This is a genomic window from Carboxylicivirga linearis (genome assembly GCF_018271995.1).
Lineage (GTDB): Bacteria > Bacteroidota > Bacteroidia > Bacteroidales > Marinilabiliaceae > Carboxylicivirga > Carboxylicivirga linearis.
In genome coordinates this window covers 113,781-135,424 of the sequence record NZ_JAGUCO010000009.1, presented here as the reverse complement: position 1 = coordinate 135,424, position 21,644 = coordinate 113,781, and the positions used below count along the sequence as shown (strand labels likewise).

At 37.0% G+C, this 21,644-nt stretch carries 13 protein-coding genes; 4 read left to right on the top strand and 9 right to left on the bottom strand.

Features of this window, described 5'->3' with window-relative positions:
* Position 1: 1 nt before the first annotated feature.
* From KEM10_RS13535 to KEM10_RS13515, 5 genes are all read right to left on the bottom strand, one after another.
* Complete coding sequence (locus KEM10_RS13535; RefSeq protein ID WP_212216551.1) at positions 2-1,012, bottom strand: PorP/SprF family type IX secretion system membrane protein; 1,011 nt, start codon at positions 1,010-1,012, stop codon at positions 2-4.
* Positions 1,009-7,980: a T9SS type B sorting domain-containing protein gene (locus tag KEM10_RS13530; RefSeq protein WP_212216550.1), complete on the bottom strand. Its 6,972-nt coding sequence runs from the start codon at positions 7,978-7,980 to the stop codon at positions 1,009-1,011. The genes KEM10_RS13535 and KEM10_RS13530 overlap by 4 nt, the downstream gene beginning before the upstream one ends.
* 372 nt (positions 7,981-8,352) lie before the next feature.
* A complete protein-coding gene (locus tag KEM10_RS13525; RefSeq protein ID WP_212216549.1) occupies positions 8,353-9,420 on the bottom strand; it encodes a polysaccharide deacetylase family protein in 1,068 nt (355 codons plus the stop codon).
* Positions 9,389-10,246: a glucosaminidase domain-containing protein gene (locus KEM10_RS13520; protein ID WP_212216548.1), complete on the bottom strand. Its 858-nt coding sequence runs from the start codon at positions 10,244-10,246 to the stop codon at positions 9,389-9,391. Before KEM10_RS13520 ends, KEM10_RS13525 begins: the two co-directional genes overlap by 32 nt.
* A gap of 31 nt (positions 10,247-10,277) precedes the next feature.
* A complete protein-coding gene (locus KEM10_RS13515) occupies positions 10,278-11,522 on the bottom strand; it encodes an ABC transporter permease (RefSeq protein WP_212216547.1) in 1,245 nt (414 codons plus the stop codon).
* A 190-nt stretch (positions 11,523-11,712) separates the two neighbouring features.
* Here KEM10_RS13515 and KEM10_RS13510 point away from each other — a divergent pair, with 190 nt between their 5' ends.
* On the top strand, positions 11,713-13,977 hold the full coding sequence (locus KEM10_RS13510) for an aconitate hydratase (RefSeq protein ID WP_212216546.1): 2,265 nt from the start codon (positions 11,713-11,715) through the stop codon (positions 13,975-13,977).
* Between the two features lie 122 nt (positions 13,978-14,099).
* Here the strand turns inward: KEM10_RS13510 and KEM10_RS13505 are convergent, their stop codons facing one another.
* Positions 14,100-14,987 (bottom strand): DMT family transporter, encoded by an 888-nt coding sequence (locus KEM10_RS13505; RefSeq protein ID WP_212216545.1) that lies wholly within the window; start codon positions 14,985-14,987, stop codon positions 14,100-14,102.
* Between the two features lie 135 nt (positions 14,988-15,122).
* Between KEM10_RS13505 and KEM10_RS13500 the strand changes: the two genes are divergently transcribed.
* The 3 genes from KEM10_RS13500 to KEM10_RS13490 all read left to right on the top strand — a co-directional run bounded on the left by KEM10_RS13500 (position 15,123) and on the right by KEM10_RS13490 (position 18,375).
* Positions 15,123-17,177 (top strand): S9 family peptidase, encoded by a 2,055-nt coding sequence (locus KEM10_RS13500; RefSeq protein WP_212216544.1) that lies wholly within the window; start codon positions 15,123-15,125, stop codon positions 17,175-17,177.
* A 120-nt stretch (positions 17,178-17,297) separates the two neighbouring features.
* Positions 17,298-17,816 (top strand): RNA polymerase sigma factor, encoded by a 519-nt coding sequence (locus KEM10_RS13495; RefSeq protein WP_212216543.1) that lies wholly within the window; start codon positions 17,298-17,300, stop codon positions 17,814-17,816.
* Positions 17,809-18,375 (top strand): hypothetical protein, encoded by a 567-nt coding sequence (locus KEM10_RS13490; protein ID WP_212216542.1) that lies wholly within the window; start codon positions 17,809-17,811, stop codon positions 18,373-18,375. The genes KEM10_RS13495 and KEM10_RS13490 overlap by 8 nt, the downstream gene beginning before the upstream one ends.
* A gap of 38 nt (positions 18,376-18,413) precedes the next feature.
* On the opposite strand, the gene KEM10_RS13485 is transcribed toward KEM10_RS13490, so the two are convergent.
* From KEM10_RS13485 to KEM10_RS13475, 3 genes are all read right to left on the bottom strand, one after another.
* Positions 18,414-19,739 (bottom strand): DEAD/DEAH box helicase, encoded by a 1,326-nt coding sequence (locus tag KEM10_RS13485; RefSeq protein WP_212216541.1) that lies wholly within the window; start codon positions 19,737-19,739, stop codon positions 18,414-18,416.
* A gap of 493 nt (positions 19,740-20,232) precedes the next feature.
* Complete coding sequence (locus KEM10_RS13480) at positions 20,233-20,931, bottom strand: epoxyqueuosine reductase (protein WP_212216540.1); 699 nt, start codon at positions 20,929-20,931, stop codon at positions 20,233-20,235.
* Between the two features lie 3 nt (positions 20,932-20,934).
* Positions 20,935-21,642, bottom strand: a complete 708-nt coding sequence (locus KEM10_RS13475) for a L,D-transpeptidase family protein (protein ID WP_212216539.1) — start codon at positions 21,640-21,642, stop codon at positions 20,935-20,937.
* Positions 21,643-21,644 lie beyond the last annotated feature (2 nt).

The window sequence follows — 21,644 nt, the reverse complement described above, 5'->3', positions numbered from 1 at the left end:
GTTAATAACCTAAAAACTTATAATTTGTTTTTTTATTGTGTCGGATTTTAGAACATGGGATAGCTCCCTTACTTCTATCGCGACAAATTCGGTAACTTAACACCAACTGATAATTACTTCCATAGTCTAATTGGGCTGTTGTTAAACCCAATTGGTATTCTAATCCAACACTGAATTGTTGATAAACCACTCCACCGGTAACAGCCATTCCCAGACTTTTTCCAAACTGATGATCAACTGTATGCCTGTAGGCAACCAATCCCCAGGTAGCCCAATCGGGGTTAGGAGTTGGCAAGTAGGCTTTTAAATTTAAATCCAAACGACTATCCGTTAATACATTTTTACGAAGCATTACAGTTGGCTCGAGATATAAATCCCTATCTGCAATTTTAAAACTTCCGCCAGCATGAATATTAAAATCCAAAACCCTTTTAGGCTCGTAAATTGAATTAAACATCGAATTATTTTCCGGAAGTAAGTTGGTTACTGCAAAACCAATATGAGTTTCATTGTATTTAAGAACAGCTCCGGTACTTGCATTAATACCAAATCCGTTTTCTCCTGCTCCTGTTATAATAGGGTCGAAAGCTCCACCGTCTAATAAATTAGACATATCCAGTGATGTTTGCTCAAGCAAAACCGACAATCCAAATGAGAGTGTCATTACTTTACGTCTTTTCTTAAGCAATAATATTTCATAAGAAAATGCCTGATTTAACCCCATCTCTTTATAATTACCATTGCGATCGTTATAAACATAGGTACCGGAGCCCAATTGCCCTCCTATTGGCATCTGCAGACTTAAAATTTGAGTGGTAGGGGCTAGGTCTGTCCCAAACCATTGTTTCTGATAAAACCCATTCATAGTAATGCAATTCTTCTGAAAAGCAGCTGTAGATGGATTCATCTGAAACAGATCATACACATACTGATTTGTCAGATAGTATTTTTGGCCATTAACCACCGTTAGGGTAATGGTAAGGCCAAATACTATTGCAAAAATTTTCTTCATCGTTTTAAGGTTAGGTTACCTTTTAAGTTCTTTCCTGTAGGAATTAATTCAATTACATACCAATAATCATCTGATCTGACAGGTTTGCCCAGATACTTACCGTTCCAACCGGGGTCGGAGGCTTTATACCTTATTAATAACTTACCAAAGCGATCATAAATTATTATCTCGCTATCGGGTAGTCGATCTAATCCACCTATCTCCCAGGTATCGTTATAACCATCATCATTGGGAGTAAAAAACTTAGGCACTTCCAAATCCAGATTATCATTGATACTTATGGTATCAGCTGCCAAACAACCATTAGCATCTTCAACACATAAAATATAATCCCCATTATCGAGGTTGCTGAATACATTTGATTCACCAGGAATACCATCATTCATTGCATACAAATATGGTTCTGTTCCACCTTCGGCATACATTACAACCTGCGCATAAATACTGGTATCTAATCGGGCCACAATTGGAGTGGGATTTACCACTAATTGCATGGTATCATTTACAATATGACATCCATCAGAAACACTTACCCAATACTGGCCGGCTTCTTTCAGCCAAATATCATAATCCGTTTGTCCGGTACTCCAACCTATTACATATAAGTCAGTATCAAGAGCAATACCTAACGAATCAAATTGACAAACTGCACTATCATTTAATAATTCCAACTCAGGTTCAGGATACAGCTTAACAGTTTTTGTATCATAACCGGTACAACCAAATTCGTCGGTGACTAATACCCAATTGACGGTATCAACCTGATTAGCAACTGTTGAACTTCCTCTAGTTCCATCCTGCCACAAATAACTATCAAAAGGACCACCTTCGGCAGTTAGCATTGGCATTCCGTCTATTGGACAAGTATACTCATCGTCACCAAGCGTTACTTTTGGCGATGATCTCCACACTACCGAAGCCTCGGCAGTTGCATCACAGCCATTACCTGATGAAACGGTAACACTGTAAGTTCCTTCTTTATCGACAATAATTTGATTTGTTGTTTCTCCAGTTGACCATAAATACGAGTATATGGCCTGATCAGTAGCAATCAGTGTATCAATCGCAAAAGAACAACTTAACTTATCAGTTAAACTTATTTGAGGCATAGAAACAACTGAAATTAAAACACTATCCACTGCAATACAACCAAATTCATTTGCAACTTCCAATTTATAAAGCCCGGATGCATTTACATATAATTGATCTGTATTAAGTGAAGGGTCATCATTCCACATATAAGAAGCATAATCACCACTGGTAATAGCAGCTAAATAATCACCTTCACAAATTTCTTTATCCGTCCCCAGATCAAGTGTTGGGTTTGGACGTATTGTTACTACAGTTTCGTCGGTAGTTTCACATCCATTTTCATCTGTCAAATTTAATCTGTAAGTGCCCGACTGGGTTGCCAAATAATTTTCATCGCTGGCCACTGTAATTTCGTTACCATATTCTATTCTATTCCAAGTGTAGCTTAATGCTGACGAAAGCGGATTCTCAAGTAACACACCAATACTGTTACAAGCTTCAAACGGGCCTGTTAATTCTAATTCCGCTGAGTTGAAGAAATTGACATCAACCGAATCTGATGCCATACAACCTAATGTATCTACAGCGGTAACATAATATCTACCTTCATCTCTTACTTCGTACCCTACCAATGTCCAGTCTGTAAACCTTTTTGTATCATCATTATTCCAATACAGATAACTAAACTCATTTGCAGAACTTGCAGGTGTGTAATTCTCAACTGATAAAGTTTTACTGGCTCCATCACACAATGAAAATACATCAGGCAACTGAACCTCAGGCAAACCATACACATCTACGCCAATATCATTTTGACGAACACATTTTTTATACGAAGTCTGTAAAGCATAAAATCCAGCTTCAGAAATATCTACTACATTCTGATCAATTGGAAGAGTCATAGATCTTCCGTTATAAAACCACTCATATGAATCGTACCCGGCTGATGCAATAATCTTAGCTGTTCCATCCTGACATAAATAATTGGATAGCTCCAATTGTGGATCTACTATATCATATACTTCTACCGAAACCTTATCTTCCACTGAACATCCATTACTATCGTTGGCCTCTACCCTATACACACCTGAATTACCAGTTTGTGCATTGTTAATAATATAATCGTCAAATGGATTACCTAAATTCACCTCAGAACCAGATCCATCATTAAAATACCAATTAAAACCAGTATGTGACGATGTTACAGCAAGTGTTATATTTGTTTCAGCACACTCTTCCACATCTGGTCCTAAATCTATTGCTAAAGGCATTAGATAAATCAACGTAGCACTAGCACTTGCTGAACAATTGTTTGCATCTGTTATGGTCAATGTATAAGTACCGGAATTAGTAGTCTCAAAATCTTGAGATGTTGCTCCTGTATTCCACGTATAACTGTATCCTGCCGGGCCATTAAATGTATGAGCTACACCGAAACATTCTTCAGCATCATTTAATGAAAACTCAGGAGTTTGATTAATTACAACATTAAGATCATCTTCACTTTCACAACCATTCTCATCAACCACCTGTAATTTATAAGTACCACTTTGCATTGCCAGGTAATCTGCACTTGTTGCAACCAATATATCATTTCCAGAAATTGTCTGATACCACGACTGAGATTGTGCATTATTAACCGGGTTTTGCAATAAAGCTCCATCGTTACTACATGCACTTCTATCAGAAAGATTAACATTGGAAGGTGAATTTTCATCAACATCAACAGATTCTGTTACCTCACAGCCTAATTCGTCAACCGCAGTTACTGAATAAGTGCCAGCTAAATTGGTTATAAACTCAGCTGATTGCCAATCATTAATCCTATCATTACTATTTCCGTTCCAATACAAATAAGCGAATTGACCTTCGTTACTAGCTGGATTAAATGCTGTAACAATTATAGCAGCACTATCACCGGCACAAAAGCTATTATCTCCGGCCAAAGAAATACTAGGAAGACCATTCTTTTCAACATCAATTTGATTGGTCTTTACACAACCAAGAATACTGGCAATAACGGTATATCTGCCTTCTTGATTAATTCTAATAGATAGTTCATCATCATACTGAGGTAATGGGTTGTTCTCAAACCTCCATTCATAAGTATCATAGCGGTCAGATGCCCTTAATTCAACTTCTGCACCATCACACAAATCTTCCGTTTGAACCACTGCAATATTCGGTACATTTCTAAATTCGACATCAACCGAATCAACCACTTCACAACCATTCGTATCTTCTGCTATTACCTTATAAATTCCATTATCAGCTACATCTCCGTTAATAATACTTAAGATATGCTCTTGAGGCATTGGTGTTGCTAAAGGAGCCCCATTAAAATACCAGGTGTAATTACTATGAGAATCACTCGCTGAAAGTATTAGATCAATACCTGCACATTCTTCCCGATCTGGTCCTAAGTCGACTGCTATTGGAGAATAATTACTCAAAACAACAGATTCTGTTGCAGAACATCCGTTATTATCAGTTACCTCCAATGTATAACTACCGGCAACAACCGTAGTGAAATTCTGAATAGCTGATACTTCGGTGGTACCATCACTCCAACTATATGAACTATATCCATTAGGTCCATTAACTGTAAAAGTTTCTCCCGGACAAGCCTCAACATTTGTTAAACTAAAAGATGGTGTTTGATTGATAACAACATCAACCGAATCAACACTTTCACATCCATTTGCATCCAGAATAGTTAATTTATAGGTTCCGCTTTGAATTGCTGTATAGTCATTCTGATTCCCAATAAATATATCATTGGCATTAACTACCTGATACCATTCCTGTGACTGACTATCACTTATCGGATTACTTAATACAACTCCTACATTTTCGCAACCAGCTACAGGTGCTCCCAAATCAAATGGAGTTGGTGTATTTTCGGTTACAACAACATCATCGGTGGCTGTACAACCGTGTTGGTCAACAACAGTAACAGAATACGTTCCTGCAGTACCTGTAGTATACTCAGCAACCTGCCAATCAGTCAATTTTCTGTCAGTCTCATTATTCCAATATAAATAATCCAGATTGGTACCATCACTCGATTTAACAAAATTAACGATTGATACAGACGCTTCTCCTCCAGGACAGAAAGAGACATCATCAGATAATACAACCTCAGGCAATCCATATTGAATTACATTAATGCTTGTTGACACAATACAGCTAGCAGAGGTTCCTTCTACAACATATTCACCAGGTTGGCTCACTGTAATAGATTGCTGTCCCGCGAAATTATTTAGTTCAGTCCCTTGAAAAAACCACCTATAATTCTGTAAACCACCAGAAGCTAAAATAGTAGCTGTTCCCCCTTCACATAAATCCTGATTAAGTGATAAAGTAGGTTGTTGAGGCTCAGTAAAGCTCAAGGAGACTGAATCCTTAACACTACAACCATTTAAATCTGTAGCTATTACCTTATATATACCAGATTCGGAATCACCGGCATTTGATATTGTATATTGATCATCTGGATTTTGATTCACTAAATCTTCTTCCGTGATTCCATTGTTGAACTTCCAATTATAACTACTATAATTATTGGCATTTTCTATGCTAATAGTAGCTCCCTGACACTGAGCATTATCAACCAATAAATTCAATGGCAGAGGTGCAACAAATTGTAAGGTGGCACTTTGTTGAGCTGTACATCCATTTGTATCAGTTACCTCTAAAGTATAAACTCCTTCTGCTGCTGTGACAAATGAAATATTTTGGGACGTATTATTTAACTCATCTGTCCATAAATAGGTATAATCACCTGTTGGCCCATTAAAAGTGTAACTATTGTTTTCACATATAAAAGCATCTTCCAATGTAAAAGAAGGAAGATCAAGAATGGTAATGGTAACAGTTTGAGTTACCGAACAACCATCAGCTGTCCAGGCTGTAATCGTATAATCACCAGAATTTTGCGGAATTATATAATTCTGAGTTGGATCAGCATTTATTACTGTTCCATTAAAAGTCCACTCGTATCTTTCAAAATCACTTGTGATAGTAACGGCACTCCCCTCACAAACATTTTGGGTATCCAATATAATTTCAGGCACATCAAAAGTTGAAAGCCCAACCGTATCGTTGGCCATACATCCCATATCATCTGTTACTTCTATTGATACAGTGGTAGTGGAACCATCAACCGGAATAACCTGAATACTAGTACCTGTATCTCCAGTACTCCAATTATATGATGCATAACCTGTTGTTACACTTAAATCAACTGTCTCACCAGGGCAAACTGTAGTATCATTTCCCAAATCAATGTCAGGAGCGATAAAATCTACATCAAGGGTATCAACCTGTGGACAACCTAAATTATCTGACACTTCAACCCAATACTTACCAGATTCACTAACCATAATAGATGATTGATTCTGAAAAGCATCCAATGGACCATCTATAGAAGAAAACCAGTCATATGAAACCATGCCCTCTTTAGCTTGTAATTGTATCTGATTTCCATAACAAGCCTGAGAAGGTCCTTCTACATAGAACGAATTATATGATGAAAAATATCCATAACTTACACTTCCGGGGGAATTGGGCGCTGTAGGATCATTCTCATCTAAAACACTTAAATGAAAAATTCCTTTTGTATTCTCAATTGTATAAGTAGTACCTGTAGTTAAATCATCCAAGTTAGCTGCACAAGTCATCCAAACATCTTGTCCATTATCCAATCCTTGCACATTTACCGGAGTCCACTGAAATTTAGGAGGTTTTAAATCATTTATTACATTACCATTATTATCCTTTAAGACAAAATCATTAATAATTGATCGTTTAGCCACTAAATTGACCCAAAAATCCCGATTGAATATTCGGGTTATAGCAACTACTCTTGATCCGGTACACGTAAGAGAAGGTAACACCGCACTTCCCAGTTCATTTGCATTTTGTTTTCCGGATGTTACATTAACCAAACCTGTTACCTGATAGGCATAAACGCGTTTGGAGGCTTTTATAAATAAGGCATGTTCAGTAATATCAATATCAACTGTTTCGCCAGCCATCAAAGTTATTGAGGCATCTGTTGTATTATTTATATATACATGAGTATTGTCTTCAATTGCCATAATAAAAACCTTCTGAACTGTATTCTGATTGTTTTTACTATTGGGTGCCTTACTTGTGTTAACAGCCATGTAAGTATCCCCTATCACAGATATAGGTATCAACTGATCACCTATTAAATCATGTGGATGACTTCGTTCATTAATTGAATCATCAGAGATGGTAACAGCAATTCTTTTCGTGGATTTAATTCTAGTTCCGGCCAAGGCTGCTGAAGGTGCAATGTCTCTGCACTCAATACTATATGTTTGTCCTCTGTTTAAGGTTATATCATATGGTACCCCAGCCTGATGACCTGTAACATCAATTGCAGGAGTTATGGTTACTACTGTATTATCTTCAGTGGCTACGATATCTGCTTTTTCATTAGCATCTCCTCCATAACTAGAATAGTTGCCATATACATTCTGCGATGGCACCATAAAATCTAACCCCAAAGCGTTGTCACACTTCAGGGTAAACTTATCGGGATTACCATCATTTGCTACTTCGTAATAAATAGTAACATCCTCAGTAGATTGAATATGTATGCCTTTATTATTTACGCTATTTGCTGGTGCATTCTCAATGTCGTTCTTATTTAACAACTGTGAATACTGCGAATTAGCAGGTACATTAAAAGAAATAGTTGAAAACCCAGTATTTGCAGGCATTGTTATAGTTACCGTGGCCGGGTTATCAAATGTAGTTACGCGCATTAGTAATGGCTCATCGCCATGCCTGTCTGTGACATCAGGAGCAACAAACCAAAATTCACGACCAACCTGAGCATTAACTGAAAAACTAATGCACAGTAAAAAAAGAGACAACAAACGGGTTAGTAGATCTTTTCTCATAAGCAAAATTATAAGCATACAACACCATATCACTGCCTAATAAGGCAATGCTCATTCAATAAATATTTAATGCGCTAATATGTGTCCCGTCCCTCTTTCAGCCTTGTATTACATATCGGCAGCCTGGATGTGTTTATGTGTTATTACGTAGTAGGTGCTGAAAGGTTTTATTTTTTGTAGAGAAGTTTAAATTTTTTTAAGATAAATAGACTAAAAAGGCGGAAATAGAAAAAGATTTTAAGCTCTTATTTTACTGCTATTCACTTTACTTATTCGATTTCATAAGGTCGGTAATAGGATAATTACACATTTCAAAAATTTTAATATTAAATGGAATATTTACCAAATCTATTATTCCTTTGACATATGTATCTATTCAACTACGTTAAGATTTATAATTAGATTACTTTTCCAGCACCAGTTGTTATCCTTATTCTTTGTTGTTAATGTAAATATCGTTCGTCTCCTATCTTGTGGAACATGCAGATTTAATCTGATTACTCCCTCCTCATCTTTTGGTTTATCATACACCTCACCATTAACAAAATAGTTTACAATACCATTGTACTGCTCTTTATCGTACATCAATTCTATTTCCACACTACCATCTTGATTTATAACAAAAGGTCCTTCTCCATTGAAACGAACCCTAAAAGGTTCCATCAACACTTTAGAAGCAAATTTTTCTATGGAAACATTTCCTGACATAGGAAAACGTGGAATTGCAAAAGAATTGGTTGATTCATTCCACACACCTGAGTTCTGAGCAAATGCCATGCTATATCCCTTCTGCTTTAAAAGAGTCATCATCTCGGCATTAAATTCTCCATAAGGATATGCATACGTCTTAGGTTGAACACCCAGGTGTTTTTTAAATAATTTCTCAGATAAATCAAGGTCAGATTCGAAATACAATAACCTTTCTTCAGGTTTCTTATTTAGGAAAAAATCGTGAGAATGCGAGTGATTACCAATTTCAACCCCTTGTGTTTGTAACTCTTTTATTTCATCCCAGCTTAAATAATCACCCCAATCAACACTTTCGGTGTTAACATATAAGGTGGATTTTATCCCATACTTCTTCAGTAATGGAAACCCATTTTCTTTGAATGACTTATATCCATCATCAATGGTTATACAAACATATTTCTTTTCGTCTTTATCTGTTAATCTTTTAACTTCTGATGCTGTTACACTTGTAAATCCATTTTGCTGAAGCCACTTTAATTGTTGTTCAAAAGCCTCATTCGTTGTATTGGTTGATGGGTATCTATTATCTCCAAAACGATGATAGACCAAGGTTTTTACCTGCCACTGGCCTTCCTGCGTAATATTTGAAATTGCCATTTGCCAGGCCTGTAACGAACCTACAAAAAACAGACTAGTAAAAAAAACTACTCCTATCCATTTATAAACTTTGCCATAAGGGATCGTCTTCATCTATGTCAACTAATTTATAATGATCGTATTTAGTAAAATCATTTTGCCTGATAACTGTTCCTAAGATCTTTACATATTCTTCGCGAAGTTCAGAGTAATTAACCAGATACTGGATTAATTCATATGGATCATTGGTTTCCAACCGAACCTCCCTGAGTTTTTTATAAGCAGGTGCTCGTGCTACCGTTATCAGATAATCGAAAACCGAACCATATAAATTATCATATTTTCTTAGATAAATAGTATTGTCACCTCTTGTTTCAGATGCGGCAATTCTCTCTTCGGATGAATTATATGACCATATACCAAACACATTATTAGCTTCAATAAAAAAACGGGAAGTACCCCAACCACTTTCTATAGCTGCCTGAGCCAAAATAATGCTTATTGGATGAGTTTCAAGACTGTGAATCACCTGTACTAAGTTCATACACTTATAGTACTTTACTATTGAATCAACCCTTACACTATCTTGTACTTTCAGTCTTCCTCTTTCAATCTTGCGTTGTAACTTTTCCATCTTACGCTTTTCGTGCTCTATTTTCTTTAGTGCAAGCATTATTGATGGAAGCATCATATTTACAAATAATTCTTTTCTTTCAGGGCCTAACACTGTTCGCAAGTTTGGATTACCATGATAGATAATAGGCTCAATGATTGAGTCTGTTTGAATTACAATTGAATCCGGGCTAGCCAATATAATTTCCTCTACCGGATATGGTTCTGGGCTGGTCTCATGATGTAGCCAAATGAATATTCCAATTATGAGAATTAGAATGACTCCTAAAGCTATAACAAAACTACTTTTAACTGATATTTTAACCATTTATGTATTTAGGATTAATTCATATTCCAAATCACTCATAACGAAGTGACTCTATCGGATCAAGACGGGATGCTTTTAAGGCAGGCATTAATCCGGATAAAAGCCCAACTCCCAGGCAAATGCCAATACCTAAAAATATCCAATTCCAAGGTACCACAAAAGGTGCATTAAAAAACATTGACATTGAGTTTCCAACCAGAATACCTAATACAATTCCAACTACCCCGCCAACCTGCCCGATAATTATCGATTCGAATAAAAACTGGTTACGAATGGCTTTGGTATTGGCTCCCATTGCTTTTCTTATACCAATTTCTCTTGTTCTTTCTGCTACTGCTACCAGCATTATATTCATCAAACCAATAGCAGCTCCCAACAATGTTATTAATCCTATAATTGATGCTATCATGGTAACCTGACCTGTACTCTCTATTAGTATGCGTGAAAGATTATCACTTTTATTCACATTAAAATTATTCTCATCATGAACTGTTAATCGTCTGATAATCCTGAATAAACCTGTAGCCTCGCTTACTGCATTATCAATCTGCTGGCTATCCATGGCTTTAACTACTATGTTGTACGACATTTTAGGACGACTAAAATTCTGCCTGACATTAGTAACAGGCAATAACAATAGATTATCACTCTGACTACCAAAACCAGCTCCTTTCTCTTCCAACACACCAATCACCAAATATTTGGCCCCACCTACACTAATAACTTTTTCTATTGGATCCTCATTATCCGGGAACACCTTTTTGGCCAAAGCACTTCCCATAACAGCCACATACCTGTTATCTCTTACTTCCTGAGCACTAAAATGCCTTCCTTTACTAAAGGTATGACCTTCCACCTCAACAAAATTTTCATCTACTCCATAGACTGCAACATTAGGATTTGACTTATTCTCATTAGCTTTTACAGTAGCCGCACCTGTTGCCATATAGGATATAGATACTGTTGCCGGATAGTCAAACTGTTCCTTAAATGCCATGGCTTCCCTGAAAGAGATATAACCATAGTTTTTCTGACGCATGGAATTATTTCCAACCTGAACATTCATGCCCCTGTTTTCGATGGTAAACGAGTTGGCTCCCATCCCCGTAAACTTTGTACTAATAGCTCCTTTTATAGATGATATAGCCGTTAAAATACCAATCAAGGCAGTTAGTCCTATACCAATAATTAATACAGTTAATATGGTTCGTAACAAATTAGAGCGAATGGATCCTAACGCAATGCGCAAGTTTTCGTATATGAGTATTAGCTTCATAATTTTGGCTTTACGCCTTTGGCACTTCTATTTGGTTTGTTAATTACAGCGTCAAGTTAGTAAAAGAATTTTAAAGCACTTTATGGGTATCAACAAAAAGCTGATGATGTTGTTATATGCAGAGAGACTTTTTTTAGTAGATTTGCTAATTCAAAGAACCGCAATATTCATTATCTAAACAATCATAAAAATGGCTTTTGATATTGAGATGATTAAGAAGGTTTACGCAGAGATGCCTGCTAAAGTAGAACAAACACGCAAGCAACTTGGTAAGCCTTTGACATTAACAGAGAAAATTTTATATGCCCATCTTGCTGACAATCTCCCCACATCAGCTTACGAAAGAGGTAATTCGTATGTAAACTTTAATCCTGACCGTGTTGCCATGCAGGATGCAACAGCGCAAATGGCCTTACTGCAATTTATGCAAGCCGGCAAAAGCAAAGCAGCTGTTCCGTCAACTGTACATGCCGACCACCTTATTCAGGCTAAAGTAGGTGCCTCAACTGATTTAAAAACTGCAGAAGTTAGCAACAAAGAGGTGTATGACTTCTTAAGCTCGGTATCAAACCGCTATGGTATTGGCTTCTGGAAACCAGGTGCTGGTATTATACACCAGGTGGTATTGGAAAACTATGCTTTCCCGGGAGGTATGATGATTGGAACCGATTCTCATACTGTAAATGCCGGTGGTTTAGGTATGATTGCTATAGGTGTTGGTGGAGCTGATGCCGTTGATGTTATGGCAGGAATGCCTTGGGAACTGAAATTTCCAAAATTAATTGGTGTAAAACTAACCGGCAAATTAAATGGCTGGACTGCACCTAAAGATATTATTTTGAAAGTTGCAGGTATCCTTACTGTAAAAGGCGGTACTGGTTGTGTTGTTGAATATTTTGGTGAAGGAGCAAAATCGTTAAGCTGTACCGGTAAAGGAACCATTTGTAATATGGGTGCTGAAATTGGTGCAACCACTTCAACATTTGGATATGACGAATCAATGGAACGTTATTTACGTGCCACAGACAGAGCTGATGTTGCCGATGCAGCCAACTCAGTAAAAGAGCATTTAACTGCAGACCCTGAAGTATATGCTAATCCAGAAAAATATTTCGATGAGCTGATTGAAATTAATCTGGATGAATTAGAACCACACTTGAACGGACCTTTTACTCCTGATCGTGCTACTCCTATTTCTAAAATGAAAGAAGAGGCTGAGAAAAATGGCTGGCCATTAAAAATTGAAGTTGGTTTAATTGGTTCTTGTACCAACTCATCATACGAAGATATTTCGCGCTCTGCTTCTATTGCAGAACAAGCTGCTGAAAAGAATTTAAAAGCCAAAGGTGAATTCAAAATCACTCCAGGATCTGAACAGGTAAGATATACAATTGAACGCGATGGTTTAATCGACGTATTCAATAAAATGGGTGGCGAAGTATTTGCCAATGCCTGTGGACCATGTATTGGAATGTGGGCTCGCACCGGTGCTGAAAAGCAAGAAAAGAACACCATTGTGCACTCTTTCAACCGTAACTTTGCCAAACGTGCCGATGGTAATCCAAATACATACGCATTTGTTGGATCTCCTGAATTAGTTACAGCTATGGCTATTGCCGGAGACTTAGGATTTAATCCAATTACCGATACTTTGGTAAATGAAAATGGTGAGACAGTTAAGCTGGATGAGCCGACAGGATATGAATTACCTCCACAAGGTTTTGGCGTTGAAGATGCCGGATATCAGGCTCCTGCCGAAGACGGATCAGACGTTGAAGTAGTTGTAAATCCTGAGAGTGATCGTCTTCAGTTGTTAACACCATTTGCTCCATGGGATGGTAAAAATATATCCAATGCTAAATTGCTTATTAAAGCAAAAGGTAAATGTACTACCGACCATATTTCAATGGCCGGACCTTGGTTGAAGTTCCGTGGACACCTTGATAATATATCAAACAACATGTTAATTGGTGGCGTTAACTTTTTCAATGATGAAACCAATAAAGTTAAAAGTCAATTAACAGGTGAATACGGTGAAGTACCAGCAACACAGCGCGGATACAAAGAAGCAGGTATTCCAACTGTTGTGGTAGGTGATCATAACTACGGTGAAGGATCTTCGCGTGAACATGCTGCTATGGAACCTCGTCATTTAGGTGTGAGAGCTGTAATTGTAAAGAGTTTTGCGCGTATTCATGAAACCAATCTGAAGAAACAGGGAATGCTTGGCTTAACATTTGCCAATGAAGCGGATTATGATTTGGTTCAGGAAGATGACACATTTAACTTCCTTGATTTGGATCAGTTTGCTCCGGGTAAAACCTTATCGGTTGAATTGGTTCATGCTGATGGTTCAAAAGATGTGATTACAACTAATCACACATATAATCAACAGCAAATTGAATGGTTTAAAGCCGGATCGGCATTGAACCTCATCAAAAAGCAAAATGCATAATATAAATAGTTGAATAGTTTTAAGGCCGAAGGCAGTAGTTTTTTACTTGCGAGTTAAGCTACAATCTTAAAAACCGATAACTATTTAAATTAGAATATAGAAAGAGACTGGTTCGATATGAATTAGTCTCTTTTTGTTTTTAATCGGTTAATCATATAAACTCCGGTTAAAATAACACCCATAAAAACAATATGCAGTAAAGAAATAGATTCGCCATCTAACACTCCCCATAAAATGGCAAATATTGGAATTATATAAGTCACTGAAGATGCAAAAACAGCTGATGCATATCGAATTAAAGTATTCATCACCAACATCGCAATAGCTGTTCCCATAATACCCAAAAGTGCCAAAGCTCCCAAATGAATATACCAACCATCACTTTGAGTTACTTGATTTATATCTGTTGTTAATAAGTAAAAGATGGCCACAGGTCCAATAAAAAAGAATGACAATGAAGTAATCTGAACACCACTAAGGTGCGTCAGCCGGGCTTTTACTTCATTAATATTAACACCATAGCAAGTAGTTGCTAAAACAATCAATAAGGCATAACTATTAAATGTATCAAGTTGCAATCCGCTTCCCATAGTAATTAAACCAGAAGCACCCACTAAACCTAAAATAATACCAATTAGTTGTGCATTCTTAAAGGTACTTTTGAAAAACAGAAGCCCTATAATAAATGTAAAAACCGGAGTTAATGAATTTAACATGCCAGCCAGAGCACTATCAATATGAGTTTGAGCTTTTGTAAATAAAAAGGCCGGCACTAAACTACCTATAAAGCCAGCTATCAATAAGCTTTTCAGATCTTTTTTCTTGAGGTGCTTAAGATTTTTAATTGAATAGGGTAATAACACCAAAAAGGCAGAACCGATACGTATGGAAGCGGCTTGCTCACTACTAAAACTTTTTAAGCCAATTTTCATCAGTATAAATGAACTTCCCCATACAAAGGCTAAAATCATCAGAACGGCAAACTGAAACCATTTTTTATTCCATGGCATAATTGTAAGATTTAGGCACTGCTAAACTAATGCTTTTTTTTGACGCTAATACAAATTAGGCAAACAGTTAGTTGGGCAACCTTGTTAAATTGTAGATCCAATCATTATTTTTACAAAAATTTGAATTTAATACATATGAAGACACCATTATTTAAACTTTTCACAATTGTCATAATTGCGTTTACAAGTACGCATTATTCCCATGCTCAAGAGAGTTTAAGTCCTGAAGACTTATTATCCTTAAAAACAGTGCGAACCAATCAACTAAGCCCTGATGGTTCAAAACTAATCTATACAATTTATACACCACGTACAGCAAATGAAAAAGCTGGAGGAGCTCATCATTCATACATGGTAATGGACTTAAAAACCAAAGAAACTCATACATTATTTAATGATGACGACAAACATTCTTCGCCTAAATGGAATGTGGATGGAAAGTTATTAGCATTCACAAAAAAAGTCGACGGTACAAATCAGGTTTTTATTCAAAACGAAAGCAGAGAACAATTTCAGGTTACGCATTCGGCTACAGGTGTATCAACTTATCAATGGAGCCCAATGAATAATGCTATTGCCTATATCGTATCCGTTGGAAAAACAGAAAAACAAAAAGAGTTAGCTAAGAGAGGTTACGACTTTATCTTTTATGAAGAAGATATAATCAATAACCAGCTTTGGCTGCAAAAATTTGATAACAATTTCAAGCCAACTCATCTTACACAAGTAACTTCATCAGGCAATGTATGGGACTTTGAATTTGATAAACAAGGTAAACAAATAGCTTACTCTTCATCCGATTTAAATCTGATTGACCAAAAGTATATGTTTCGCAAACTTAACATTTACAACATCGAATCTAATTCAATAACTCATCAATTACAAAATGAAGGAAAACTGGGACATTATTCCTTCAGTCCCGATGGAACTAAACTAACCTATTCAGCAGCCTTAAACATTAATGATCACTCAGTTAGTCAGGCTTACATTTACGATCTGAATAATCAATCCACAATAAACATTACTCCTAATAACTATAAAGGTCATATCAGTTGGGCCGACTGGAAAAACAATAAAGAATTGATTTACATGGGTGAAGAAGGGGTAAACAACAAACTTTACTCCTACTCCTTAAAAAAAGAAAAGCGGTCATTATTGCTTAATTCCAGCAACAGCAGCATTATTTTTAGCACACCTCTTTTCACTTCAAACTTCTCAACTTTTGTATTTACCGGCACTACGCCCTACGATGCTTCAAATATCTATATCTGGGATGGTAAAAAAGAACTAACTAAAGCAACAGATATAAATCCCATTCTTTCTGAGAGATTGTTAGGTGAGCAAGAGGTTATTAAATACAATGCCCGCGACGGATTAGAAATTGAAGGTTTATTAATTAAGCCAACTAATTATGAAGAAGACAAAACATATCCATTGATCTTATTTGTACACGGCGGACCAGAATCGCATCACACTAATGGGTGGTTAAGCCGATATTCTACACCCGGACAAGTAATGGCTGGTAAAGGATATCTGGTAGCCTACATCAACTACAGAGCAAGCACTGGTTACGGGGTTGATTTTGGTATGCACGGTTTCGAAGATCCGGCCGGAACTGAATTTGATGATTTAGCTGATGCTATTGATTACCTTGTAGAAGAAAAAGGAGCTGACCGCAATCGTGTTGGAATGGCAGGTGGATCTTACGGAGGTTATGCTTCGGCATGGTTTGCCACCTATTATACCAATTATGTAAAAGCAGTGGGAATGTTTGTAGGTATCAGCGACATCATAAGCAAACGTGGAACTACTGATATTCCTTACGAAGAATTATACGTTCATAGTGGGAAGCCATTGGAGGAAATGTGGGAAATAAGTTTAAAACGAAGTCCTATTTATTACGCACATCAAAGTAAAACTGCAACTTTGATTTATGGTGGTGCTGCTGATCCGAGGGTGCACCCTACACAAAGCTACGAATTGTATCGTCGTATGAAGATGAACAACCACCCTGCAGTACGCCTGGTGCAGTACCCGGGCGAAGGACATGGAAATCGAAAACAAGTTGGTCAGATTGATGTGCTTTATCGTCAAATTGCCTGGATGGATTGGTATGTGCGCGATTTAAAACCTTTGGATGGACCAATGCCTCCATTGGACATCAGCGATCAGTACGGATTAGATTGGTAGATTTTTATTATTTTCGAACTTATAAGATAAGCCCGGCAATTAGTCGGGTTTTATTTTTTTCAAAAAAAAATGTAACGATTCAATTGTTAGGCCATCTAAATAGCAAAACCTAATTAAAGAATGAAAGACAAAGAACAACAGTTTAATGCTCTGGTAACCGATCATGGGGATAAAATAAGGCGCATTTGCAGCTATTACAATTCCGATCCGGATGAGCAAAAAGATATGTATCAGGAGATACTGATTAATATTTGGAACAGTTTACATTCTTTCAGAGGCGATGCTGCTATTAGTACGTGGATTTATCGTATTTCGGTTAACACTTCGTTGAGTTTTACCGGAAAAAGCTTCCGTAAGATGAAGCTGATAGTCAATACTGATACATCTAATCTGCACAACTTACTTGATGAAGACGAGACCGAAAGTAAACTCAACCTTGAAAGGAACCTGAACCAACTACAAACAGAGCTCAATCAGTTGTCGGTGATTGATAAATCACTAATCACTCTTTTACTGGAAGGACTATCCATGCGTGAGATTGCTGATATTATTGGCATTACAGAGCCTAATGTAAAGGTGAAGATCCATCGTATTAAAGAACAATTGAAAACCAAATTTAAACCTGATGGCCATGAATAATGAACTAAATAAACAACAAACAAATCTTCCCGACCTTATTTCTCTATTAAGATATGAAGATGAGAGAAACAAAAAATCAACCAATAGATTTAAAATATTTTATTTTGTATTTGGTGCTGTATATGCATTTGTTTTCATTCTTCATTTTTTGTTTGATGAAGATAATGCCTGGACAGATTCATTAAGCGGAATCTTTTATGTTCTGGCATGGATTACTTTTGCACTTCTGTTCCGAAAGGCCAATAAAGAATATAGTCAGATTGACTATTCCTTACCCACCATTTTGATGCTTCGCAAAGCTGCTCAAAGATATAAGCTTTTTCAGCCCAAATTGAGGATTGCTATTGGAGCCGTGATATTAATTAATATTGCTTCTTCCCTAAACAAAGTTGTAATACCCATGACTCAATCTGCTATATCAGATATTATTCAGTTTCAAATAATTTTTGCGATAGCCATTTCTGTAGGGTTTATAATTGGGGTATTAGTTTGGCGCAAACGTCAAAAACCAATACGTGATAATATCTTGGCTTTAATTGATGAGTTGGAGAATTATTAAACACAGGCGTAGTAAAATACTACTACGCCTCTAATAAATTATTTAGACAGTTCCATTCTGAGCTTCTTCCCTTTAATCTTTTCGTTCTTCAGATTCTGAAGCAATTTCTTTACTTTACCGCTTTTTACTGCCACAAAGGCTGAGTGATCCAGTACATCAATTCGTCCCAGTTCGTCTTTCTGCAATCTTCCTTTTTTATAAAACAAGCCAACAATATCAATTTTATTGACTTTCTCCTTCTTTCCGCTTCCGATATAAATGGTAGTCCAGTCGGGTGCCTCAGGCAATTCAGTGTATGAACCAACTTCTTCAAACGCTAATTCTGTTCTGATATATTCAGGTAATTGCTCTTCCTCCGCCAACAACAAATAAACGGTTCCTTCAGCATTCATCCTTGCGGTACGACCATTGCGATGAATATATGCATCCTCCTTACTTGGCAAATGGTAATGAATCACATATTTTATCTCCGGGATATCTAAACCACGCGATGCCAGATCGGTAGTTATTAATAGATGATGACTACCATTACGAAATTTTATTAAGGCCCGTTCTCTGTCTTCCTGTTGCATACCTCCATGAAACACATCATGCATTAAGCCCATATCAAGCAAGTGGTTGCTGATACGATCTGCCGTATCGCGATGATTCACAAAAACCAGCATAGGCTCATTACCCAGATGGCAAACCAGCTTAAAAAAAGCATCCAACTTATCTTTTCCTTCCGATCGAACTCCTTTGAGCGATAAGGTTACTGATTTTTCTTCCGCTCCAATAAAGTTAAGTGTCTCAGCACTTTTAATTCCTACAAAGGCAGGAATATCTTTCAAATTAGTAGCCGAAGTCAGAATACGTTGCTTTAAGGCTTTGAGTTGAAGAATGATCTCTTTCATTTCGGCCTGAAATCCCAACTCAAGTGATTTATCAAACTCATCAAGCACTAGAAATTTCAGATTGTCTAACGAAAATCGTTCGCGTCGCACATGATCAGCAATTCGTCCCGGGGTACCTATCAAAACGGTTGGAGGATGCAAAAAACTATTACGCTCTGTTTGGATCGAATGTCCACCATAACTGCACAACACTTTGTATCCGGTTTTCAACTCACGAAATACCTGCTCGATCTGAATAGCCAACTCGCGCGACGGAGCCAGAATCATTAGCTGTACACCTTCTTTTTGTTCATCAAGCTTTATTATCAGAGGTAATAAAAATGCCAGTGTTTTACCCGATCCTGTGGGCGATAATAAAATGGTATCATCCCCTTTTGTAACAGTTTCCAGCATGCTTTGCTGCATAGGCTTCAGAGCCTCTATTCCTAAAATTTTTATATATGATTGTATCTGTTGTTCTCTTGTTTTCATGGCGCAAAGATACATAAAGCTAACTCAATCTTGATTGTTTTGCTAGCACGAAGAACATAATAGTTGAACACAACTTGGGGTTCCATCTTAAGATATATGTGACTTACATCGGTTCATCCCATGGTTATTAATGTAACATCCCTCCGTGATTAAGATTCTATTTGTTTTACTCGGATGAATGAATTATAAACAAAACTCAAACCCTTAGAATGAAATAACTCTTTGTTTTACAAAATCTAAAAGATGCACTATCTCCCCACTCGAAACGGCGTTTCGAACTTCGGATTGTTAGGGATAGTTGTGAACATGGCGGAATGGTGTCTCGAGGTACGAGAGATGTACCTGAAGCCATAAGTTCATCAACGGTGCGAAGCAATCCCCTCACTCCGAAAAGTTTTTGGTTCCTTTTTCAAAAAAGGAACAAGAAGAAAAAAAGGATGATATAAGTTAAACTATTCACAAGAATTTCGTTCCTGCAGCGGCAGAGAATTTTTCAATCATGAACAGCCATGGCATATTTCTGTGTCCATGGACAAGCCATCATACATTGAATACAGGTAGTGCATTTTCTGATATTTACAATATCATCTCGGTCCAGTTGATCATTCCAGCTAACTGCATTTAGAGCACCGGGAGCACATGCTTTAACACAAACCATACAATCACCACATTTCGAAACAGAAGGCTTATGGTTCCTGGTTTCCAGTTTAGCATTGGTTAATACCGAACACATACTTAACGCACTTCCATAAACAGTATTTACTAACAAATTATGTTTGCCGATCCAGCCCATACCTGCCTTCAACGCTAAGATTTTATGAGGCAAGGGAGTTCGATGTTCTGTTTGGTTATATCGATGAGTCGCTTCTATATTTCTTTCCGACTGCGAATATGCTTTATATCCATTACTTATCAGATAATCTGCTACTTCATCTGCCAGTCTATCGGTTTTCTTCTCAATCAAATTAAATTCATCCTGATCAACCTCCTTATGGCGAATCATATCTCTTACATAATCGGGATTGGCATAAACCTTACGAACATACCCAACGGAAAGAGGTATGGCAAATAATATTGCCGTTTTATAACCTAAAGTCTGATTAGGATTCAAATGAGACACATCAACAAAACGAACAATTTTTATTCCTTTTAAGCTTAGAAATTCTGTTATGTTTTGGTTCATAAGTTTCATACCTTATTTCACTTGGTGACGCCCATCGGGTAAAAATTTCACCGAAAACAATTGCTTGTTCTGATTAAAAAGATCATACCCTTTCTTTAATTCATTCCATAAGTTAATACGATCTGTATCTCCTTTATATTTCTGACGTAACTTGTGAAAGTTATCATCTGTCAGTCTTGCTGGAAACATGGTTACTGGTATTGTATTCTGACCATTGTTTTTCGCCTCAACACAAATTATATACAGTTCCTTTATCTGTTCATCAGTAATGGGCAAACAGCCAATAGTTACGCAATCGCCGTGTATATAAATATCACCGCCGGGATACTTCTTATCGCTCAAAACCTTATCGGATTGATTAGGATAATTTAACCTCATCGACAAATGAAATTTACTAGTCGGGTTAAATGCATTGATGTGATAAAAGCCTTCGGGTATCTGCAGATCACCTTGCTTTCGCTTAGGCCCCAAAACTCCGCAAGTCTGACAAATTGAATAGGTTTTTAGTAATTGAAACTGATTGCCTCCTCTATTTCTTCCCCACAACTCCAATTGCTGTTCAGACTTAAAAGCTCTGAGGTAAATCTCAAGTTGATCTGGTTGTATTGATTTTTCAGCCAACAAAGCCTTTACTCCGGATTCTTTTTCGGCATAGGCATCTCTTACTCTCTTAAACTTTTTTTGCTCACCTTTAAATCCGGTCACAATCATTACTGACATGA